Source organism: Pseudoalteromonas sp. S3178 (assembly GCF_005886985.1).
Taxonomy (GTDB): domain Bacteria; phylum Pseudomonadota; class Gammaproteobacteria; order Enterobacterales; family Alteromonadaceae; genus Pseudoalteromonas; species Pseudoalteromonas carrageenovora.
Genome location: NZ_PNCW01000062.1, coordinates 63,627 through 83,258, shown reverse-complemented (window position 1 = coordinate 83,258; position 19,632 = coordinate 63,627). Strand labels below are relative to the sequence as shown.

General features: G+C 39.2%; 17 protein-coding genes and 10 tRNA genes. 16 read left to right on the top strand and 11 right to left on the bottom strand.

Going from position 1 to position 19,632, the window contains the following annotated elements:
* Nucleotides 1-2 precede the first annotated feature (2 nt).
* From CWC11_RS16515 to hemA, 9 genes are all read right to left on the bottom strand, one after another.
* Nucleotides 3-899 carry a transcriptional regulator GcvA gene (locus CWC11_RS16515; protein ID WP_104642314.1) on the bottom strand — a complete coding sequence of 299 codons (897 nt, stop codon included), beginning with the start codon at nt 897-899 and terminating at the stop codon, nt 3-5.
* Between the two features lie 128 nt (nt 900-1,027).
* Entirely contained in the window at nt 1,028-1,882 is an 855-nt protein-coding gene (gene kdsA / locus CWC11_RS16510) for a 3-deoxy-8-phosphooctulonate synthase (RefSeq protein WP_058547465.1), read from the bottom strand.
* A gap of 9 nt (nt 1,883-1,891) precedes the next feature.
* Nucleotides 1,892-3,145, bottom strand: coding sequence for a DUF819 family protein (locus tag CWC11_RS16505; RefSeq protein WP_104642313.1), 1,254 nt, complete (start codon nt 3,143-3,145; stop codon nt 1,892-1,894).
* A 14-nt stretch (nt 3,146-3,159) separates the two neighbouring features.
* Nucleotides 3,160-3,987 carry a tetratricopeptide repeat protein gene (locus CWC11_RS16500; RefSeq protein WP_138683556.1) on the bottom strand — a complete coding sequence of 276 codons (828 nt, stop codon included), beginning with the start codon at nt 3,985-3,987 and terminating at the stop codon, nt 3,160-3,162.
* A 144-nt stretch (nt 3,988-4,131) separates the two neighbouring features.
* Nucleotides 4,132-4,506, bottom strand: a complete 375-nt coding sequence (locus tag CWC11_RS16495) for a SirB2 family protein (protein ID WP_138683555.1) — start codon at nt 4,504-4,506, stop codon at nt 4,132-4,134.
* 29 nt (nt 4,507-4,535) lie between these two features.
* Nucleotides 4,536-6,080: a response regulator gene (locus CWC11_RS16490; RefSeq protein WP_171038441.1), complete on the bottom strand. Its 1,545-nt coding sequence runs from the start codon at nt 6,078-6,080 to the stop codon at nt 4,536-4,538.
* 54 nt (nt 6,081-6,134) lie between these two features.
* Entirely contained in the window at nt 6,135-6,974 is an 840-nt protein-coding gene (prmC, locus tag CWC11_RS16485; protein ID WP_138683554.1) for a peptide chain release factor N(5)-glutamine methyltransferase, read from the bottom strand.
* A 2-nt stretch (nt 6,975-6,976) separates the two neighbouring features.
* On the bottom strand, nt 6,977-8,062 hold the full coding sequence (gene prfA, locus CWC11_RS16480) for a peptide chain release factor 1 (RefSeq protein WP_138683553.1): 1,086 nt from the start codon (nt 8,060-8,062) through the stop codon (nt 6,977-6,979).
* 7 nt (nt 8,063-8,069) lie between these two features.
* Nucleotides 8,070-9,326: a glutamyl-tRNA reductase gene (hemA, locus tag CWC11_RS16475; RefSeq protein WP_171038440.1), complete on the bottom strand. Its 1,257-nt coding sequence runs from the start codon at nt 9,324-9,326 to the stop codon at nt 8,070-8,072.
* 83 nt (nt 9,327-9,409) lie between these two features.
* Here hemA and lolB point away from each other — a divergent pair, with 83 nt between their 5' ends.
* The 16 genes from lolB to CWC11_RS16390 all read left to right on the top strand — a co-directional run bounded on the left by lolB (nt 9,410) and on the right by CWC11_RS16390 (nt 16,486).
* Complete coding sequence (lolB, locus tag CWC11_RS16470) at nt 9,410-9,997, top strand: lipoprotein insertase outer membrane protein LolB (protein ID WP_138683552.1); 588 nt, start codon at nt 9,410-9,412, stop codon at nt 9,995-9,997.
* A 364-nt stretch (nt 9,998-10,361) separates the two neighbouring features.
* Entirely contained in the window at nt 10,362-11,219 is an 858-nt protein-coding gene (gene ispE / locus CWC11_RS16460; RefSeq protein WP_138683550.1) for a 4-(cytidine 5'-diphospho)-2-C-methyl-D-erythritol kinase, read from the top strand.
* 88 nt (nt 11,220-11,307) lie between these two features.
* Nucleotides 11,308-12,255: a ribose-phosphate pyrophosphokinase gene (locus CWC11_RS16455; protein WP_138683549.1), complete on the top strand. Its 948-nt coding sequence runs from the start codon at nt 11,308-11,310 to the stop codon at nt 12,253-12,255.
* Nucleotides 12,256-12,404: 149 nt separating this feature from the next.
* Nucleotides 12,405-13,019, top strand: a complete 615-nt coding sequence (locus tag CWC11_RS16450) for a 50S ribosomal protein L25/general stress protein Ctc (protein ID WP_058547454.1) — start codon at nt 12,405-12,407, stop codon at nt 13,017-13,019.
* 17 nt (nt 13,020-13,036) lie between these two features.
* Nucleotides 13,037-13,621 carry an aminoacyl-tRNA hydrolase gene (pth, locus tag CWC11_RS16445; protein ID WP_058547453.1) on the top strand — a complete coding sequence of 195 codons (585 nt, stop codon included), beginning with the start codon at nt 13,037-13,039 and terminating at the stop codon, nt 13,619-13,621.
* Nucleotides 13,622-13,654: 33 nt separating this feature from the next.
* On the top strand, nt 13,655-14,746 hold the full coding sequence (gene ychF, locus CWC11_RS16440; RefSeq protein ID WP_058547452.1) for a redox-regulated ATPase YchF: 1,092 nt from the start codon (nt 13,655-13,657) through the stop codon (nt 14,744-14,746).
* A gap of 537 nt (nt 14,747-15,283) precedes the next feature.
* Nucleotides 15,284-15,360: transfer RNA gene (locus tag CWC11_RS16435), tRNA-Met, on the top strand.
* A gap of 69 nt (nt 15,361-15,429) precedes the next feature.
* A tRNA-Leu gene (locus CWC11_RS16430) sits at nt 15,430-15,514 on the top strand.
* A 38-nt stretch (nt 15,515-15,552) separates the two neighbouring features.
* Nucleotides 15,553-15,627, top strand: a tRNA-Gln gene (locus CWC11_RS16425).
* Between the two features lie 5 nt (nt 15,628-15,632).
* Nucleotides 15,633-15,709: transfer RNA gene (locus tag CWC11_RS16420), tRNA-Met, on the top strand.
* A 97-nt stretch (nt 15,710-15,806) separates the two neighbouring features.
* Nucleotides 15,807-15,891 (top strand) — tRNA-Leu (locus tag CWC11_RS16415).
* Nucleotides 15,892-15,931: 40 nt separating this feature from the next.
* Nucleotides 15,932-16,006 (top strand) — tRNA-Gln (locus CWC11_RS16410).
* Nucleotides 16,007-16,047: 41 nt separating this feature from the next.
* A tRNA-Leu gene (locus CWC11_RS16405) sits at nt 16,048-16,132 on the top strand.
* A gap of 40 nt (nt 16,133-16,172) precedes the next feature.
* Nucleotides 16,173-16,247, top strand: a tRNA-Gln gene (locus CWC11_RS16400).
* Nucleotides 16,248-16,287: 40 nt separating this feature from the next.
* Nucleotides 16,288-16,372, top strand: a tRNA-Leu gene (locus tag CWC11_RS16395).
* Nucleotides 16,373-16,411: 39 nt separating this feature from the next.
* Nucleotides 16,412-16,486, top strand: a tRNA-Gln gene (locus CWC11_RS16390).
* 5 nt (nt 16,487-16,491) lie between these two features.
* Here CWC11_RS16390 and CWC11_RS16385 read toward each other — a convergent pair.
* Both CWC11_RS16385 and CWC11_RS16380 read right to left on the bottom strand, forming a co-directional pair.
* Nucleotides 16,492-17,985 (bottom strand): putative bifunctional diguanylate cyclase/phosphodiesterase, encoded by a 1,494-nt coding sequence (locus CWC11_RS16385; protein ID WP_249330758.1) that lies wholly within the window; start codon nt 17,983-17,985, stop codon nt 16,492-16,494.
* A 240-nt stretch (nt 17,986-18,225) separates the two neighbouring features.
* Nucleotides 18,226-19,407 (bottom strand): FAD-dependent monooxygenase, encoded by a 1,182-nt coding sequence (locus tag CWC11_RS16380; RefSeq protein ID WP_138683591.1) that lies wholly within the window; start codon nt 19,405-19,407, stop codon nt 18,226-18,228.
* Between the last annotated feature and the right edge of the window lie 225 nt (nt 19,408-19,632).

Here is a 19,632-nt window from a genome sequence, read left to right as displayed (position 1 = left end):
TATTAATACTCTTGTTCTTGCTCTACTAAGCTTAACATCCACTCTTTAAACGACACTATTTTACCTAACTCTGTTTGCGACTCACGAAGCACTAAATAATAAGCGTTTTTACTTTCAAGGCTGTGGCTAAACGGAATAACTAAGCGCCCTGCGTCTATATCGGGCTTAGCCAGCACACTGTTACCAATAGCAACACCTTGGCCATGCACCGCTGCTTGCAACACCATGGATGAGTGGCTAAATATAGGCCCTTGGTTAACTTGTACGTTTCGCACTCCAGCGGTTTTCATCCATGTTTTCCAATTTTTACGCGTGGTGTCGTGCAATAAGGTGTGATGTGCTAAATCACTGGGTTGATCAAGAGGTTTAGGACCACTTAATAACATTGGGCTACACAATGGCACTAAATACTCTGTATGGAGCTTATACGCCTGTACGCCACTCCAGTGACCTCGCCCATAGTAAATAGCTATATCTACGTCATCTGTTAAAGAGTTTTCATCTTGATCTTGCGCTTTTATTCGCACATCAATTTCAGGATGTAGCTCATTAAACAAGCTCAAACGAGGTACGAGCCACTGAATCGCAAAGCTAGGGGTTAAGCTCACCGTTAAAGAACCTTTTGCACCACGGGCTAATAGCTTTTCGGTGGCATCAATAAGCTGAGTAAAAATTTCTTTAATATCTAAAAAATAGCCTTGGCCTTCTTCAGTTAATAATAAAGAGCGATTTTTACGTAAAAACAACTTCAAACCTAAATGTTCTTCAAGTGTTTTAATTTGATGACTCACTGCCGCCTGCGTAACGTAGAGCTCTTCTGCAGCTTTAGTAAAACTCAAATGCCGTGCAGCCGCTTCAAAGGCTTTTAATGCGTTTAATGGAGGTACTCGTCTTGACATAATAACCAAGCTTAGAATTAGTTTTTCTTATGCGTGAGATTATATACACCATCTATGTGTGTGTATATTAATGGCATAAAAAAAGCGACCTGAGTCGCTTTTAAATCTACCTATTTAAAGGTAATTAATTATAAATCACTTGCACTTGTATCAAGCGGTGCAAAGCTTTTAATTAAATCGTCTACCGCTTTCATTTGCGATAAGTAACCTTCTAATTTACTAAGTGCAAGCGCACATGGGCCATCACACTTAGCTTCATTAGGGTTTGGATGCGCCTCAATAAATAAGCCAGCAATTCCAAGCGCCATACCGCTGCGAGCAAGTTCAGCAGCTTGAGCACGACGACCATCAGCCGAATCTGCACGGCCACCTGGGCGTTGTAATGCATGCGTTGCATCAAAAATAACAGGCGCCATTGCTTTCATGTCATCCATGCCTAGCATATCAACCACTAAGTTATTATAACCAAAGCTTGAACCACGCTCACACAAAGCAACATTGTTGTTACCCGCCTCATTAAATTTAGTAATGATATGACGCATTTCGTGTGGTGCTAAAAACTGTGGTTTTTTCACATTAATAATCGCACCTGTTTTAGCCATTGCTACCACTAAGTCGGTTTGACGTGCTAAAAAAGCAGGTAATTGAATTACATCAACCACTTCAGCAACAGGCGCAGCTTGATGCGGCTCGTGTACATCAGTGATTAATGGAATATTAAAGGTATTTTTAATCTCTTCAAATATTTTTAAGCCCTCTTCCATACCTGGACCACGGTAAGAATTAATTGAAGAGCGGTTTGCTTTATCAAACGAAGCTTTAAATACATAAGGGATATTTAACTTTGTGGTTACTTCAACATAATGCTCTGCAACACGCATTGCTAAATCACGAGACTCTAAAACGTTAATGCCACCAAACAGTACAAATGGTTTGTCATTTGCCAATTCAATTTCATTAATATTAATAACTTGGTTGTTCATTTAAATTCCTTAAGGTGCAACTGCTTGCATCATTAATCCACAAATATAAGCCATATAAGTGCCTACACCATAGCCAAGTACCGCAAGTAATACACCAACCGGTGCAAGCGACGGATGAAACGCAGATGCAACGACTGGCGCAGATGCAGCACCGCCCACATTAGCTTGTGAACCTACCGCCATATAAAATAAAGGTGCTTTAATTAACTTTGCCACAATAAGCATTAAGCTTGCATGGGTTAGCATCCATATACCACCAATTAAAAATAACCCAGGGTTACTAAATATAGCGGTTACGTTCATGTGTAAACCAATTGAGGCAACTAAAATATATAAAAAACTTGAAGCCACTTTTGATGCACCAAAGGCTTCAATTTGTCTTACTTTAGTAAATGACAAACTAATACCAATCGTGGTTGAAATAACAATTAACCAAAAGAACTTACTGTTTAAACTGTACTCTTTAGCCCAGGCATAGTTATTAGCAAAAAACGGCCCTAAAAAGTCGGCGCAAAAATGAGCCAAACCAGTAATACCAAATGCAATTGCAATAATAGTCATGTAGTCATTAAGAGTTGGCATACGCGCATGCTCTGCATGGTACTTTTCAACGCGGTTTTTTAGATCTTCAATTGCCGTGGTATCTGCACCTGTAGCGGCATCAATTTTTTTATGATTAGCCGCCATTAATAATAAAACAGCCATCCAAATATTTGCCACAATTACATCTACAGTCACCATAACTGAAAATATATCGCCGCCTACTTCAAACATCTCTTTCATTGAGGCTTGGTTTGCGCCACCGCCAATCCAGCTGCCGGCAACAGTTGTCATACCGCGCCAAACGGCTTCAGGACCGTGACCGCCCACTAAATCAGGATTAAATACACTCACTACTAAAATAGATAGCGGCCCACCAATTACAATACCCAGTGTGCCCACTAAAAACATAATAAGTGCTTTAGGGCCTAGATTTAAAATTGCTTTTAAATCAATACTAATAGTGAGCAATATTAAACACGCTGGTAATAAATAGCGTGATGCAACGTAATAAACGTTTGAGCTATGGCCATCTACAATACCAAAGGTATTTAATAGCGAAGGCAGAAAGTAACACAGCAATAATGCCGGTACGTATTTGTAAAATGCTTTTAGTTTTGGGTTTTCACTACTTGAGGTTTTAAATATAAACCCCAAAATTATAGCAAGTAAACCAAGTACAACAGCATCATTAGTAATTAATGCAGTGTGGGTGTCAGCCATAGTTATTCCTATTCTTAATGGTGTGTTTTATTATTATCTTCTAGTTCTTCTATTTGATGCTGAATAATCTCAATTGCAGGATCATCTGGGCACTCATCAACAAAAAACTGTAAATCGTCACGTGCCATTTTAGGGCAATCAAGCTGATTGAGTAAGTAACCTCTGTCGCGTCTCTCATACGGGTCGTCGCCTAATAGCTCCATTAGCATTTCTACACAGGTTAAAGCGTGACCAAATTTATTTTCACTGATGAAAGACCACTTTTGCTGGGCTAAAAACAACTTGTACAATTCATCATCAAAAATTAGCTCTAAAGGTTCTTGTTCTTGACCCTCTTCTTCATCAGCATTTTCAGGGATAATGTACCAGCTTTGCTGTCCACTGCTTGGCTCTATTATGTACCCTTCTTCATCACTAATAGCAACATGCACGCCTACATCACCTTGGGTAATGCTTAAGTTTGCGTCAAAGTTTGCTTGTTGTAAAAAATGACAAAGTAGAATAGCTAATGTGGTTGGCGTACCACTGCGCATTGAGAGCGTGTAACTTAAAGTATTTAGTTTGTACTCTGGTACTTTTAAGCTTGAAGCGCTAAATAGCCAATCGCTGTAAAACACATCTAATAATTTTTCGAGACGATCGTGCTCATCACTTACTTTTAAGCACAGTGTTGTAATTTGCTGCTCAAAGTCAGTGAGAGTTTCATAACATGGTGTTAAATCTATTTGAGGGTCCCATTTTGACTCAGCTTTAATACAGCGGTAAATCGCTGGAGGAGTAAACTCATCGTAAGCATCATCAAGATAGGATTCATCGTGTTCATCAAACCCGAGGGTAGTCATTCATACTGCAACATTTTAGAAAACGAAGGCGTAGTTTACCTAATTTTAAAGTCAGATACCAATAGTGTCATGTCTTGAATTTATAAGGGAGGGAGTAAAAAGTGGGCTTCACCAATCAGTAAAGCCCAAGCAATTAAATATAACTTAAAACAATAAAGCCGACTTAGACGTTGCCAAATAACCAATCGCTAAAATAACAACAGTGTTTACTAAAACATAAATGATTTTAGCAACCATATTAGTTTGCCTTGCACTTTTAACCCCAATTGCAATGTATATAACAACTAATACTATTTTTTCTAACAGCCAAAGCTGTTCAAATGGATTAATTTTAGCCATAAAAACAAGAGTTAAAGCAGTTACTAGTAACAGTGTATCTATACTATGACTGCCAATCATCACCCCTTTATTTTTTGCTAATTTACCGCTACCCATGCGCGAAAAAGCGCGAACATAAAATAAAATCACACTCAATAACGCAATAGCCATGTGCGAGTGTTTTACTGCTATATAATCCATATGCCTCTAATCTTCTGTTTTAAATAAAACTAGTCAGGGTAACAGCTAAGTACCGCCTCTAACTCATTTAGCTTCTCATTAAACACTTCAACCAATTTTGGCTCAAAGTGTGTGCCTTTTTGGCCGTTAATTTCATCAACAACATTTTGCAATGTCCAAGGCTCTTTATAACATCGTTTATGGCGCAGTGCATCGTATACATCGGCAAGCGCAACAATTCGGCCAAAAACGTTTATTTCATCACCTTTTAGCCCTTGCGGATAACCAGAGCCATCCCACTTTTCGTGGTGCTCTTTTGCTATAACGGCTCCGGCACTAACAATTTCATGTGGAGAATCTTTTAAAATAACATAGCCTTTATCAGTATGGGTTTTCATTATTTCCCATTCTTGAGCATCTAATTTTGCAGGCTTATTTAATACGGCATCCGGAATACCCACTTTACCTACATCATGCAGCGGCGATGCGAGCCTAACTAAATCGGCATCGTGTTTAGATAACCCGTAACCCTGGGCTAATATATGGCAAATATGCGCAACTCGTTTAACATGATTACCTGTTTCTGTTGAACGCTGTTCAACAGCTTCACTAAGCCTATACACAAGCTCTTGCTGGGTTGCTTCTATTTCCGATTGCAGCTGAACGTTTTCAAACGCAAGTTGCACGTTTTGAGAAAAAATTTCGATTAAATGTCGCTGTGTAGGTGTTAAGTCTTTTGGAATACCTGATATAAACAACATTGAGTTGTGATTGTACTCACTGCTGCAATACGCAAATAAGTAATTGTCTTTATAAATAATGCTCTTTTCATTAAGCGCTTGTTGGCAGGCACTTAATTGCTCTGTTTGTAAAACATCTTCAAGCTCTTTACCTTCACTTTGCTCAAAATCACCAGTACCAGAGCACACAATGAGCTTTTTATTATTTTCTTGTTCAGGGTTTTGGGCAACTAAAGTCGTTGCATACATTGCTTGATCGGCAATACCTAATAAAGACGTTAATTGCTGCATGACTCCTTCAATAAAGTTTTCTATTGAATGAGCTGAGAATATATCGCGAGATGCGGTGATTATTTTTTCAAGCCCTTCGCGAGATTGCTCAATTGAAATAATGTCCCGGTATGAGCGCAAACTCGACATTATTACAGTAAATAACTTTTGAGCAGTAAGCTCAGTTTTTGATTTGTAATCGTTAATATCGTAATTAATAATTACTTGGCGTTCAGGGGCTTGGCCTGGCTGGCCGGTTCTTAAAATAATTCGTATATGATTATTTTTAGCCTCTTCGCGAATAAACTTAGCAACTTGTAAACCAGCGTCGTCTGTTTCCATTACTACATCAAGCAGTACAATAGCTGCATCAGGATGCTCTTTAACGAGCTCTTTTGCTTCAGCACCCGAATAAGCGCTAATAAACTCTAAACGTTTGTCTTGAAACTCAAAGTCACTCAATGCAAGTTTAGTAACAGCATGAACTTCAGGCTCATCATCAACGATTAATACTTTCCAGGTACCGTGTTCAATCTCACTGACCGACTCTTCTGGTTCATCTGAAAATAAAAAATCACCCATCATAATAGGAATTCCTTCATGGCATTATTTAACGCACTAGTAGGCAATTATTATTCTTTAGGGCCACTGTGCAAGCGTTACACGGTCATTGTTACCAAAGTCTTTAACTGTTTTAATATTTATAAACGCCATCTCTTTAAACAAATGACGAACAGCTTCAGCTTGCTCAAAACCGTGTTCTATTAAAAGATAGCCACTAGATAGCAAATAGTCACGTGATTGTGTAATTATTTGTTTAATATCAGACATTCCGGCGTCATCGGCCACTAATGCTGATAGAGGCTCAAACCTAACATCACCTTGATTAAGGTGTATATCATCTTGCTCAATATAAGGAGGGTTAGTGACAATTAAATTAAATCTCTCGCCTTGCAAAGCACTAAACCAATTACTTTGCTTAACGTGTACATTATTAATTCCTAGACGCTGCTGATTTTTATTAGCAAGTGCTACCGCTTCAGTTACTCTATCTACCGCTACTATTTGCCAATTAGGCATCTCGCTACCTAATGCTAGCGCTATTGCTCCTGTTCCCGTGCCTAAATCAAGTACTTTTGCAGTATCGGGCATAGCCATGTTTAATGCGCATTCAACCAAGGTTTCAGTATCAGGGCGAGGAATTAGCGTTGTTGCATTTACTTCAAGCGACAAGCTCCAAAACTCACGTAGCCCTGTAATGTGGGCCACTGGCTCACCTTTTAAACGTCTTTGAAGAAGTACATTAAATTGCGACTGCTGCTCATTACTAAGCGCATGCTCTGGCCAAGTAAAAAGGTAGCTACGAGGTTTTTGAAGTATATGAAGAAGTAAAACTTGTGCGTCTAATTTGGCGCTTTCGCTGCTAGATGCTAATAAATCAGCACCTGCAGCAATTGCTTGTTCAAGAGTGAGGCTCACTATTAATCGTCGCCCATCGCAGCCAATAAATCTGCCTGATGTTCTTGCATTAATGGGTCTACAATTGCACCTAAATCACCCGCTACTACTTCATTTAAACGATAAAGCGTTAAATTAATACGGTGATCGGTAATACGACCTTGTGGGTAATTGTAAGTACGGATACGCTCAGAACGATCACCGCTACCAACTAAGTTACGACGCTCAGAGGCCTCTGCAGCATGGCGTTTTTCATCTTCAGCTTGTTGCAAACGCGCTGCAAGTACTGACATCGCTTTAGCACGGTTTTTATGTTGCGAACGCTCATCCTGACACTCAACCACAACACCGGTTGGTAAATGCGTAATACGGATTGCTGAGTCAGTTTTATTTACGTGCTGACCACCAGCGCCCGACGCTCTAAAAGTATCTACTTTTATATCCGCGGTGTTAATTTCAATCGCTTGCGCTTCTGGCACTTCTGCCATTACTGCTACAGTACATGCAGATGTATGCACGCGCCCTTGCGATTCGGTTTCTGGCACACGTTGAACACGGTGTACACCTGATTCAAACTTAAGCTTACCGTAAACGCCTTCACCACTAATATTAGCGATTACTTCTTTATAACCACCGTGTTCACCTTCGTTAGTAGTAACCACTTCAAGTTTCCACTTTTGCGTTTCAGCAAAACGGCTGTACATTCTAAATAAATCACCAGCAAATATAGCCGCTTCATCACCACCTGTACCTGCGCGTACTTCTAAAAATACATTGTTATTATCTTTAGGATCTTTAGGTAACATTAATACTTGAAGTTCGTCTTCTAGCGTTAGAATTTGCGCTTTAGCTTCTTTATATTCTTCTTGCGCCATTTCACGCATATCAGGGTCTGAATCTTTAAGCATTTCTTCAGCACTGGCTAAATCATCTTGTGTACCCTTGAACGATAAAAACGTCTTAACGATTTCTTCAAGCTCCGAATACTCTTTAGATAGCGCACGAAAACGGTTTTGATCACTAATGACCGACGGGTCGCTTAGTAGCGCTTGTACTTCTTCATAACGCTCTATTAAGGTTTCTAACTTATTATAAACAGACTCTTTCATTTAACGGTTATTCCTGATCAATACCTAACATTTTTTTCAACTGGTTTAGCTGTGCCACTTCACCTTTTTTCGCTGCATCTTGAATAGCACGGGTAGGCGCGTGCATTAAGCGATTGGTTAATTTATTGGCGAGCTCTAATATAATTTTTTCTGCATCTTTACCTGTATTTAGCTGACTAACAGCACGCTCTACAAGTTCTGATTTAATTGTTTGTACATCATTTCGATAATGGCGAATTAAATCGACCGAATCGAGCGAGCGCATCCACATTGCAAATTCTTTGGTGCGTTCGCTAATAATTATTTGTGCTTGCTGTGCAGCTTGCTCCCGAGCGGCCATATTCTCGCTTACAATAGCTTGTAAGTCATCAACGGAATATAAATAGGCAGCATCAAGCTCTCCTACTTGGCTTTCAATATCACGTGGTACTGCAATATCTATAAATAGCATAGGTTTATGGCGGCGCTGCTTTAATGCCTGCTCAACAACACCTTTACCTATAATTGGTAACGTACTGGCTGTCGAACTGATTACAATATCGGCCTTATGCAAACGCTCTGGTAATTGCGCTAAAGCAATTACATCTGCCGACACTTCGTCAGCTAATCCACGAGCACGCTCAATGGTTCTGTTCGCCACCGTAATATTTTGTGGCTCATTTTGGTATAAATGCTTTGCAACTAATTCTATTGTTTCGCCAGCACCAATTAATAAAACATTGGTTTTATCAAGCTTACCGTAAATGTGCTTTGCTAAATTAACCGCAGCAAACGCCACCGATACCGCACTTGCGCCTATATCAGTTTCTGTTCTAACTTGTTTAGCAACCGAAAACGTTTTTTGGAACAACCTATCAAATGTAACGCCTATAGCATCATGCGTTTTAGCACTAAAAAAAGATTGCTTAATTTGCCCCAAAATTTGCGGCTCGCCCAGAACTAAAGAATCGAGTCCACACGCAACACGCATTAAATGATTTATAGCTGCGCTATCTTCGTGACAGTAAATATTTTTACTCAGTTCATGTTCATCCAAACCATGGAAACTGGCAAGCCACGATAACAGTGTTTGGGAATTTTGCTGAGCAAGGCTACAATAGATTTCGGTTCGGTTACAGGTAGACACAATAACCGCTTCATTAAAGTCGGCATGGCCACTTAATTGTTGCAACGCCTCTGAAATTTGCTCAGGCGAAAAAGCCACTTTTTCACGTAGTTCTACGGATGCGGTTTTGTGATTTATACCTAGTGCTATTATGGTCATATTTGCCAAATATTGCTGAGCCCTACTTTAAAGGCGGCAATTTTACCAAAAATCAGCGGAATATGGAAAGTAAGGAACAACATTTGATTCGACAATATTTGATTTTATTCATGTTTTTTTTGTTTTTAGGGGGCTGTGCTCATCAAATTGATACAAAAACAACACTTTATGATGATTGGAAACCGCGCCTTAGTGCGCAAAAAACTTGGCAGGTTGAAGGAAAACTTGCTTTTATAAGTCCAGAAGAACGCCAATCTGCAAACTTAAATTGGCAGCAAACAACAAAAACCAATAATTTAATTTTAACTACATTTATTGGTACACGCATTTTATCACTCAAGCAAACAGTAAATGGGGCTGAGCTTGAATTTGATGGCGATGAGTATTTTGATACTAATGCCTCAGCACTTTTAAAACGCCTAACAGGCTTTACCTTACCAGTAGACAACGCCGATAATTGGCTAAAAGGCACCATAGACGATCAAAGCTTAGTGGTTGATGAGCTAGGTCGTGCTAAACAAGTGTTGTGGTTTGATAAAACAGGTAAAAAGTGGCAAATAGATTACGGCACTTATATACAAAGTAATGGTTATTGGTTACCAACAAAGCTTACTTTGAAGCATCAACAAATAAAAATTAAAATTCAACTCTATGATTGGCAATTTAATTAATACCAATCCGCATAATTAAGTGATCTATTTTGAGGGCGGATAAACGTGTTGATAGCAAGGCAAAAAATTCGCTATTTAGTTGTTCTAAATGAGAATTTTTTAACGCAGATAGCGACACGTTTAGCCCCTGAAAATGATTAAGTATTATTGTGAATTGGTATAACCCAAACTGGGTTAAAAGATTAACTAACTTAGTTGAATCGTAGAACATTTAAACTTATTTTTCTCTAGTCAGATATTTTCAGTGCACGCATAATAAATTTACGCATTAAAGCTTTCCTACTCAGGGTAGCCTTAACGCAGTTAGTACTGAGGATAGCAACGCGAGATAGATTCATTATCTAAATTTCAGGTTATTTTAAGCATGAATAGCACAACTTCTTTTTCTGTTATTGCTCCTGCAAAACTCAATTTATTTTTACATATTAATGCCCGCCGGGATGATGGCTATCACGAATTAGAAACCTTATTCACCTTTTTAAATTTTGGTGACACCCTGCATTTTGAATTAACTAATGATGCGAATATTTCTATAACAGGTGATACTAAAGACATACCCTTAAGTGATAATCTAATCTATAAAGCAGCGCATTTATTACAAACCCACAGCAAAACCTCCTTCGGCGTAAAAATAAATTTAACTAAACGTTTGCCAATGGGAGGCGGTGTTGGAGGGGGTTCTTCAGATGCTGCAACAACATTATTAGCGCTAAATAAAATGTGGTCCCTTGATTTAGACTTAACAGAACTCGCCAAATTAGGCCTTCAATTAGGTGCTGATGTACCGGTGTTCATTCAAGGTAAAAGCGCCATAGCACACGGTATTGGAGAACAATTACACCACGTAACACTTGAGAAAAAATGGTACTGTGTTGTTCATCCAAATCAGCACGTAAGTACGGCAAAGATTTTTACCCATCCCGATTTAAAACGCGACACACCAAAAATTATTGGCAACTGGCAGCAGCATAGTTTAACTAATGATTGTGAGCCTTTAGTTAAAAAGCTTTGCCCCGAGGTTGAAAAAACCCTTCAGTGGTTGCTAAAATACGCCCCGTCGAAGATGACCGGAACAGGTTCATGTTGTTTTGTAGAATTTGCAAGTCAAGTTCAAGCACAAGATGTACTTGATAATCTCCCCCATACTTGGCAGGGTTTTGTCGCTTCTAGCGCAAATGTCTCACCTGCTCATACGGAGCTAACCGCCATATTCGATCAATGAAGTAACGTACAAGTAATCATAAGTTAACCTCTAGTGGTAATTATCATTATTGGTTAGTCCAAAAATTCAGTGCCTGAGGAACCCTACCGTGCCTGACATGAAGCTCTTCGCTGGTAACGCAACACCTGAGTTAGCTCAAAAAGTTGCAAAACGATTATATATTGAATTAGGCGATGCTGTTGTTGGCCGTTTTAGCGACGGTGAGATCAGTGTTCAAATAAATGAAAATGTTCGTGGCTCGGATGTTTTTATATTGCAATCAACCTGTGCCCCTACAAACGATAACCTAATGGAACTTATCGTTATGGTTGATGCTCTACGTCGTGCATCTGCAGGTCGTATTACTGCCGTCATTCCTTATTTTGGTTATGCGCGTCAAGATCGTCGTGTACGCTCTGCTCGTGTTCCAATTACCGCTAAAGTTGTTGCCGATTTCTTATCAAGTGTAGGTGTTGACCGTGTTCTTACGGTTGATTTACACGCAGAACAAATCCAAGGCTTCTTTGATGTACCAGTAGATAACGTATTTGGTAGCCCTGTATTACTTGAAGATATGGAAGAACGTGATTTTGAAGACGTTGTTGTAGTATCTCCAGATATTGGCGGTGTTGTACGTGCGCGTGCAATTGCAAAACTACTACACGACACAGATTTAGCAATCATCGATAAACGTCGCCCACAAGCAAACGTTTCTCAAGTAATGCATATTATTGGTGACGTAGAAGGTCGTGATTGTATTATCGTAGATGATATGATTGATACCGGTGGTACATTATGTAAAGCCGCTGAAGCACTTAAAGAACATGGCGCAAAACGCGTATTCGCATACGCAACGCACCCTATTCTTTCTGGTAAAGCAGCAGAAAACCTACGTGATTCAATGATTGACGAAGTAATTGTTACCGACTCAATCCCGCTATCTGACGAGCTTAAAGCCCTTGATAAAGTGAAGGTGCTTACGCTTGCTGACATGTTAGCAGAAACTATTCGTCGTATTAGCAACGAAGAATCTATCTCAGCGATGTTTGAACACTAAGATTAAGCATTTTTGAGTATAAAAGCGCCTTTTGGCGCTTTTTTTGTAAGCGATGTTTATTTTGTTGGGGTGCGGTGGTATGATAGCGCGCCTTTTGGCTAGGGACCTTGGTCGCAAAGGCCCTAAACTTTTAAATAATTGGAGACATCATGTCTAACACAACTTATACATATGACGCTGAACTTCGCGTAGAAACTGGTACTGGTGCGAGCCGCCGCCTACGTCGCGAAGACAAAGTTCCTGCAATCCTTTACGGAGCTGACAAAGAAGCTTTATCTCTTACTTTTGCTCATAAAGATATGATCAAAGCACAAGAAGATGAAGGTTTCTACACTCATATTCTTACACTTAACGTAGGCGGCGAGAAAGTTGAAGCTATCTTAAAAGATATTCAACGTCACCCATTCAAGCCTAAGCTTACTCACCTTGATTTCCAACGTGTAGACGCAACTCATAAACTTACAACTAAAGTTCCTCTTCACTTCATCGGTGAAGAAATCGTAACTAAAGCTGGCGCAACTGTAGTTCACCAGTTAACTGAAGTTGAAGTTTCTTGTCTTCCAAAAGCACTTCCAGAATTCATCGAAGTAAACGTTTCTGAGCTAGTTGTTGGTGATTCAATTCACATCTCTGACCTTGCTTTTCCAAAAGGCGTTAGCTCAGTTGAACTAGGTAAAGGCGAAGGCCACGATCAGTCAATCTTGACTATCAAAGCTAATAAGTCTGCACCAGTTGAAGACGACGCTGCAGACGCTGCTGAATAATATTTAAGGTTCGCACCTTGAATTCTATTCAAATGCTTGTGGGCCTGGCTAATCCAGGCCCCGAATACGCAAACACACGCCACAATGCAGGTGCTTGGTTCATCGAGCAACTCGCTGCACGCTATAACTGCACCCTAAAACACGATCCTAAATATCACGGCCTTACTGGCAAAGTGATTATCCAAGGCCAAGAATTCAAATTATTGATCCCCACTACTTACATGAATCTAAGTGGTAAAGCGGTCGGTAGTTTAGCTAATTTTTTCAAAATCCCCGTGGAAAACATTTTAGTAGCTCACGACGAATTGGATTTAGACCCAGGCGTTGCCAAATTAAAAAAAGGTGGCGGACACGGCGGTCATAATGGTTTAAAAGACATTATTGCTAAAATGGCAAATCAAAAAGACTTTATGCGTTTACGCATAGGTGTAGGTCATCCGGGGCATCGTGAAATGGTTACTGGTTGGGTGCTTGGAAAAGCAGCCAAAGAAGACCAAGAAAAAATGGATGCCGCTGTTGATGAAGCAGTTCGCTGTATGGAAATACTTGCAAAAGACGGTGTGTTAAAAGCACAAAACAGACTACATTCTTTTAAACCATAATCGTTTAAACGAATCTTAACAAGGTATCTTACTATGGGTTTTAAATGTGGCATCGTTGGCTTGCCTAACGTTGGTAAATCAACGCTTTTTAATGCACTAACTAAAGCGGGTATTGAAGCCGCTAACTTTCCTTTTTGTACCATTGAGCCTAATACAGGTGTGGTACCTGTGCCAGATCCTCGTCTAGACGAGCTTGCTAAAATAGTTAACCCGCAACGCATTCTTACTACAAGTATGGAATTTGTGGATATTGCTGGCTTAGTAAAAGGCGCATCTAAAGGTGAAGGCTTAGGTAACCAATTTTTAGCAAACATTCGTGAAACGGATGCAATTGGCCATGTAGTACGCTGTTTTGAAGATGAAAACGTAATACACGTTGCAGGTACTATTGACCCTGCTGACGATATTGACGTAATTAATACTGAGCTTGTACTTGCTGATATGGATAGTGCTGAAAAAGCAATTTTCCGTAATGCTAAAAAAGCAAAAGGCGGCGATAAAGACGCAAAAGAGCAAAATGCTGCGCTTGAAAAAGTAAAAGTACACTTAGATGAAGGCTTAACGCTTCGCTCTTTAGAATTAACTAAAGAAGAAAAAGCAGCAATAAGCTCTATTAACTTTTTAACTATCAAGCCAACAATGTACATTGCAAACGTTGCTGAAGATGGTTTTGAGAATAACCCACTACTTGATCGTGTTCGCGCTATAGCTGAATCAGAAGGCGCTGTTGTTGTCCCTGTGTGTGCAGCAATCGAATCTGAGCTATCTGAGCTTGATGACGAAGATAAACTTGAGTTTATGGCTGATCTTGGCTTAGAAGAGCCAGGCCTTAACCTGGTTATTCGTGGTGGTTATGAACTACTACAATTACAAACTTACTTTACAGCTGGCGTAAAAGAAGTACGCGCATGGACAATCCCTGTTGGTGCTACAGCGCCACAAGCAGCAGGTAAAATCCATACCGACTTTGAGCGTGGCTTTATCCGTGCACAAACTATCGCTTATGAAGACTTTATTGGCTTTAAAGGTGAAAGCGGCGCAAAAGAAGCCGGCAAAATGCGCCAAGAAGGTAAAGAATACATTGTTAAAGATGGCGATGTTATGAACTTCTTATTCAACGTTTAATCAAGCGATTGAAAAACTAAAAAGGCTCGTGTTTACGAGCCTTTTTTGTATCCTTTACTATATCCTCAAGACCCAAACGTCTCTTTAGCTACTTAATCTCGCACTTGCGTTTATATAATCCCTTTGCAAAAGCACTCAAGCGGCACATATAACCAAGCTAAACATTACTTAAAATGCCTTTGTATAGTTAAAAAAACCAGGTTAATAGCCACTTTATTAAAATAAAAAAGCGCTTTAGCTATTAAATTACGTATTGAGATATCAAATTAATGCTAAAATTTATGTTGTACGTGATAATGTGTCGAATAAACAAACAACTTTAAACAGTCTGTTTTCACTCTTTTGATTTATCACCATGATTTGCATTTGAACTGCAGTCAAAAAAACATCATTTTTATTAAAATTTAGCCGCTTAGCTTAATTTTCCTGCAAACAAACACTGATAAGTGTTTTTTTGCAAAAAAGGTGTTGACGGATTTGGGTCATATCAGCATAATACGCCCCGCACTCAGCGATGAAGTGTTAACAAAAAAAGATGGCTAAGTAGCTCAGCTGGTTAGAGCACATCACTCATAATGATGGGGTCACAGGTTCAAATCCCGTCTTAGCCACCATTTATTTTTTGTTGCTCAATGAAGAGTTTAAAATAACTACCTCAGTTTTGATTTATCAAAATTTGAAATGCGGGAGTGGCGGAATTGGTAGACGCGCTGGATTTAGGTTCCAGTAACTTAGGTTGTGAGAGTTCAAGTCTCTCCTTCCGCACCATGTTCTAGATAAGAACTAAAATTATCAATTGTTATTGTTGGGATATCGCCAAGCGGTAAGGCACCAGGTTTTGATCCTGGCATTCCCAGGTTCAAATCCTGGTATCCCAGCCAACAATGGCTAAGTAGCTCAGCTGGTTAGAGCACATCACTCATAATGATGGGGTCACAGGTTCAAATCCCGTCTTAGCCACCATTTCTTCTTTTAGAAGTGGCTCTGCAAGAGTTAAAATTGCAACTCAATGAAGAGTTTAAAATAACTACCATTTCTTTGATTAATTCAAAGTGATAATGCGGGAGTGGCGGAATTGGTAGACGCGCTGGATTTAGGTTCCAGTAACTTAGGTTGTGAGAGTTCAAGTCTCTCCTTCCGCACCATGTTCTTGATAAGAACTAAAATTATCAATTAATTCTTTGTTGGGATATCGCCAAGCGGTAAGGCACCAGGTTTTGATCCTGGCATTCCCAGGTTCAAATCCTGGTATCCCAGCCAACTTCTTATACCAAAGAAAGTTGTTTAAAGAATGACAGTATGCGGGAGTGGCGGAATTGGTAGACGCGCTGGATTTAGGTTCCAGTAACTTAGGTTGTGAGAGTTCAAGTCTCTCCTTCCGCACCATGTTCTTGATAAGAACTAAAACTATCAAATAATTCTTTGTTGGGATATCGCCAAGCGGTAAGGCACCAGGTTTTGATCCTGGCATTCCCAGGTTCAAATCCTGGTATCCCAGCCAATTTCTTTACCAAAGAAATTGTTATAAAGAATGACAGTATGCGGGAGTGGCGGAATTGGTAGACGCGCTGGATTTAGGTTCCAGTAACTTAGGTTGTGAGAGTTCAAGTCTCTCCTTCCGCACCATGTTCTTAACTAGAACTAAAACTCATCCAAATTTATAGTTGGGATATCGCCAAGCGGTAAGGCACCAGGTTTTGATCCTGGCATTCCCAGGTTCAAATCCTGGTATCCCAGCCAATCTCCTAAATTATTCTGTACTTATCCTCATTTAAATACTTATTTATAAAATCATCAATTCTTACTGGTTTACTGTAATAATATCCTTGTAAATAGTCACAACTCATTGCTGTTAATGCCTGCTGTACGTCTTCGTTTTCTATGCCTTCGGCAACCACCTTACAATTTAATCGCGTTGCTAAAAACAAAGTAGACTCCACAATGGCGTAATCGGCTATTTGTGTCAGCATATCTTTTATAAATGATTGATCTATTTTAATTTGGCTTATTGGTAACTCTCGTAATAATACCAATGAAGAAAACCCAGTTCCAAAATCATCAACGCTAAATTCAAAGCCCCTGCTATTTAGTTTTTGCATCATGGTTTGTGCTGCAGGTAAGTTGGTCATCATGGCTCGCTCAGTAATTTCAAACATAATAAAATCACTTAAACTTGGATCATCCGCTAATAAGGTTTCCATAAACTCATAAAACTCGGGGCTTTCTAAATCTTTAGTTGATAGGTTTACGTGCAATGCGCCAATAAAGCCGGCACTCTTTAATTTTTTTAAATGATTAATTGTTTCAAGTACAACCCATTTAGAAATACCCAAAATAAGCCCGCTTTGCTCTGCAATACCAATAAATAGCTCAGGGCTAATAAAAGAGCCATCACTTTGAGGCCAGCGAATAAGTACCTCAGCGCCATGCATATCCTCTGAGTCAGCTTCAAATATAGGTTGTAAATAAAGCTCAAACTCTTGCTCGTTAATAGCGCGTTTAATTTTAGAGCTCATGTCCCGTAAATCATTAGCTCGCTTACCAAGCTCTTTTTGATACGAGACATAAGGCTGCTGTGTATTTTTAGCTTCATGTAATGCTAGGTTAGCTTGAGTGAATAGCTCATTTGCATGTAAAGAGTCTTGTAAATAAAGACTTGCCCCTATGGTTAGTTTTATTCTTAAATTATGCTCATAAATAACAAAGGGCGATTTAATAGATTTATTAATAGCATTTATACATGCTTCAAAATTATCAATAGATGAGGTCTCTACTATTAGTGCAAACTCATCTCCTCCAATACGGTAGAATTTTGCAATACCACTTAAGTTTTGGCTCATTGTTTTAGCAAACACGCTAAGTAAAATATCGCCAAATTTATTACCGTATAAATCATTAATCTTTTTAAAGTTATTTAGATCGATTAACAGCAGCGTAAAAGGGTCTTTGTACTTAACTTGGCGATTTAATATTTGAAAGAATTTTTTACGATTAGGAAGGGTAGTTAAATGGTCATGCTCTGCTAAAAAGCGTTGATGCTCTGCATACTCATCTATTTTAATAATGCTTTTTATGCTGAGTTTAATAACTAAAAATACAAATGCCCCACCACCACATAAAATTAACGCAATACTACTGGCAACAAAATCGCTCGATGGGTTATTAACAAAGTAATATAAAATCCACCAGTAACCTAAAATAAAGCCAACAATTAAAAAAAGTAGTAAAACCCACGACACTCTCTTTGTTTTTTTACAAATTTGTAAGGTAGGCAAAATACTAAGAGTAAGTAGTACAACTCCTATAGTAATTAGGTAAACAAAAAGATTTCCCACGACAACTCATTTTTTTATTTAATTATAAATTGAGTATGGCAAATAAATGTAATAACGAAATAAATTAACAATAATTTGTGATTATTTTAAGAAGTTAAATAAAGACAGAAATACGCACATTAGATGTAATGTGCGTATAGAGGTTTAACCAAGCTCACCGCTAATTGCGTATTTTAAAACCCAGTTTTTTAAAGGACCGGTGTTATTAGCCATTTTTAAAAACTGGCTTCGCGCCCATTTAAGTGGTGTAATTTGATTAGAAAAACCAAAGTAACACGCATCCATCATACTCATCATTAATAAATTAGCTTTACGGCGGCTACGCTCATACTCTTTAAGTTTTAACGGGCAACCAATATCATCAACGCCATCAAGCGTCTGTGCAAGTGCTACAACGTCCTGAAAGCCCAAATTAACACCCTGCCCCGCAAGCGGGTTAATAGTGTGCGCTGCATCGCCAACTAACACTAACCGCCCTTGCGAGTAGTTATTAGCATGTTGTCGAGTAAGCGGAAATATCGCATGGCTTTGCACATCAAAGTCGCCTGCAAGTGTGGGAAACTTATTTAAAATGTGCGTTTTAATTTGTTCAGGCGCTAACCCTTTAAAGTGTTGTAATGTATTAGCGTTGTCATACCAAATTAAATTAGCGTATGGGGCCTGCATAGGTAAAAACGCTAAAGGCCCGGTGGGCGTAAACTGTTGCCATGTTTTTACTTGCTGTGGCGCATTAAGTTTTATAAGTACACCCATACAATGTTGTTGATACTGCCAGCCGGTTAAACCAATATTAGCTTTTGCACGTAGTTGCGATTGCCCGCCGTCAGCTGCAATCACCAAATCAGCCCTATAGCGACTATCTGCGTATACAAGCGTAATAGAGTCAGCATTTTGCTCAATAGCACTTACAGGTTCTGATTGTTCAATAACTTCAATGTTATATTTTTGAAACTGCTGCCAAAGGCTTGCTTGTATTAAGTTGTTTTCGATTAAATGGCCTAAATGCGAGGTATTTATGTCGGCGCAATCAAATAAAAGGTTATCGCCGCCGCGCTCAAATGCTTCTAATTGTTTATAAGGCGCTACACGGCTTTGCCTTAAAATAGGCATGGCCCCTAATTCATCGAGTAAATTTTCTGAAAAACGATTAATAGCTGATACGCGAATATCTACCGTATCGCTTGCTAAAATATTATCGGCATCAATTATATGCTTTTCTATAATGCGTACCGACTTTCCTTGCTGTGCTAACTTAATGGCCATGGCCGCACCAACCATGCCACCGCCCACAACTATCGCTTTATTTTGAGTCATGTTTTTCATCATTTTGTTAATACGTGAATCTATTTTTATTGTACCGTAACTCGCTGCTTTAGTGCGAGAGTATATAACTATCAAGCTATTAAACTGGCTCTGTATTGATTTAAGATCACAAACATAAAAACTATACTTGAGGCTGGGCGGGTATCCAGCTAAAATACGCGTCCTTTAAGTGAGCAACCTTGCTCCTTAATCCTGATTTAAGCACATTTTTGTGCCACTACCGAATTG

Bases quoted from the DNA above. Each gene is read 5' to 3' on its own strand.
- CWC11_RS16500 (WP_138683556.1), bottom strand. From the start codon at position 3,987: ATGACTACCCTCGGGTTTGATGAACACGATGAATCCTATCTTGATGAT.
- CWC11_RS16450 (WP_058547454.1), top strand. From the start codon at position 12,405: ATGTCTAACACAACTTATACATATGACGCTGAACTTCGCGTAGAAACT.
- ychF (WP_058547452.1), top strand. From the start codon at position 13,655: ATGGGTTTTAAATGTGGCATCGTTGGCTTGCCTAACGTTGGTAAATCA.
- CWC11_RS16490 (WP_171038441.1), bottom strand. From the start codon at position 6,080: ATGATGGGTGATTTTTTATTTTCAGATGAACCAGAAGAGTCGGTCAGT.
- ispE (WP_138683550.1), top strand. From the start codon at position 10,362: ATGAATAGCACAACTTCTTTTTCTGTTATTGCTCCTGCAAAACTCAAT.
- CWC11_RS16515 (WP_104642314.1), bottom strand. From the start codon at position 899: ATGTCAAGACGAGTACCTCCATTAAACGCATTAAAAGCCTTTGAAGCG.
- CWC11_RS16495 (WP_138683555.1), bottom strand. From the start codon at position 4,506: ATGGATTATATAGCAGTAAAACACTCGCACATGGCTATTGCGTTATTG.
- hemA (WP_171038440.1), bottom strand. From the start codon at position 9,326: ATGACCATAATAGCACTAGGTATAAATCACAAAACCGCATCCGTAGAA.
- kdsA (WP_058547465.1), bottom strand. From the start codon at position 1,882: ATGAACAACCAAGTTATTAATATTAATGAAATTGAATTGGCAAATGAC.
- CWC11_RS16505 (WP_104642313.1), bottom strand. From the start codon at position 3,145: ATGGCTGACACCCACACTGCATTAATTACTAATGATGCTGTTGTACTT.
- prfA (WP_138683553.1), bottom strand. From the start codon at position 8,062: ATGAAAGAGTCTGTTTATAATAAGTTAGAAACCTTAATAGAGCGTTAT.
- CWC11_RS16380 (WP_138683591.1), bottom strand. From the start codon at position 19,407: ATGATGAAAAACATGACTCAAAATAAAGCGATAGTTGTGGGCGGTGGC.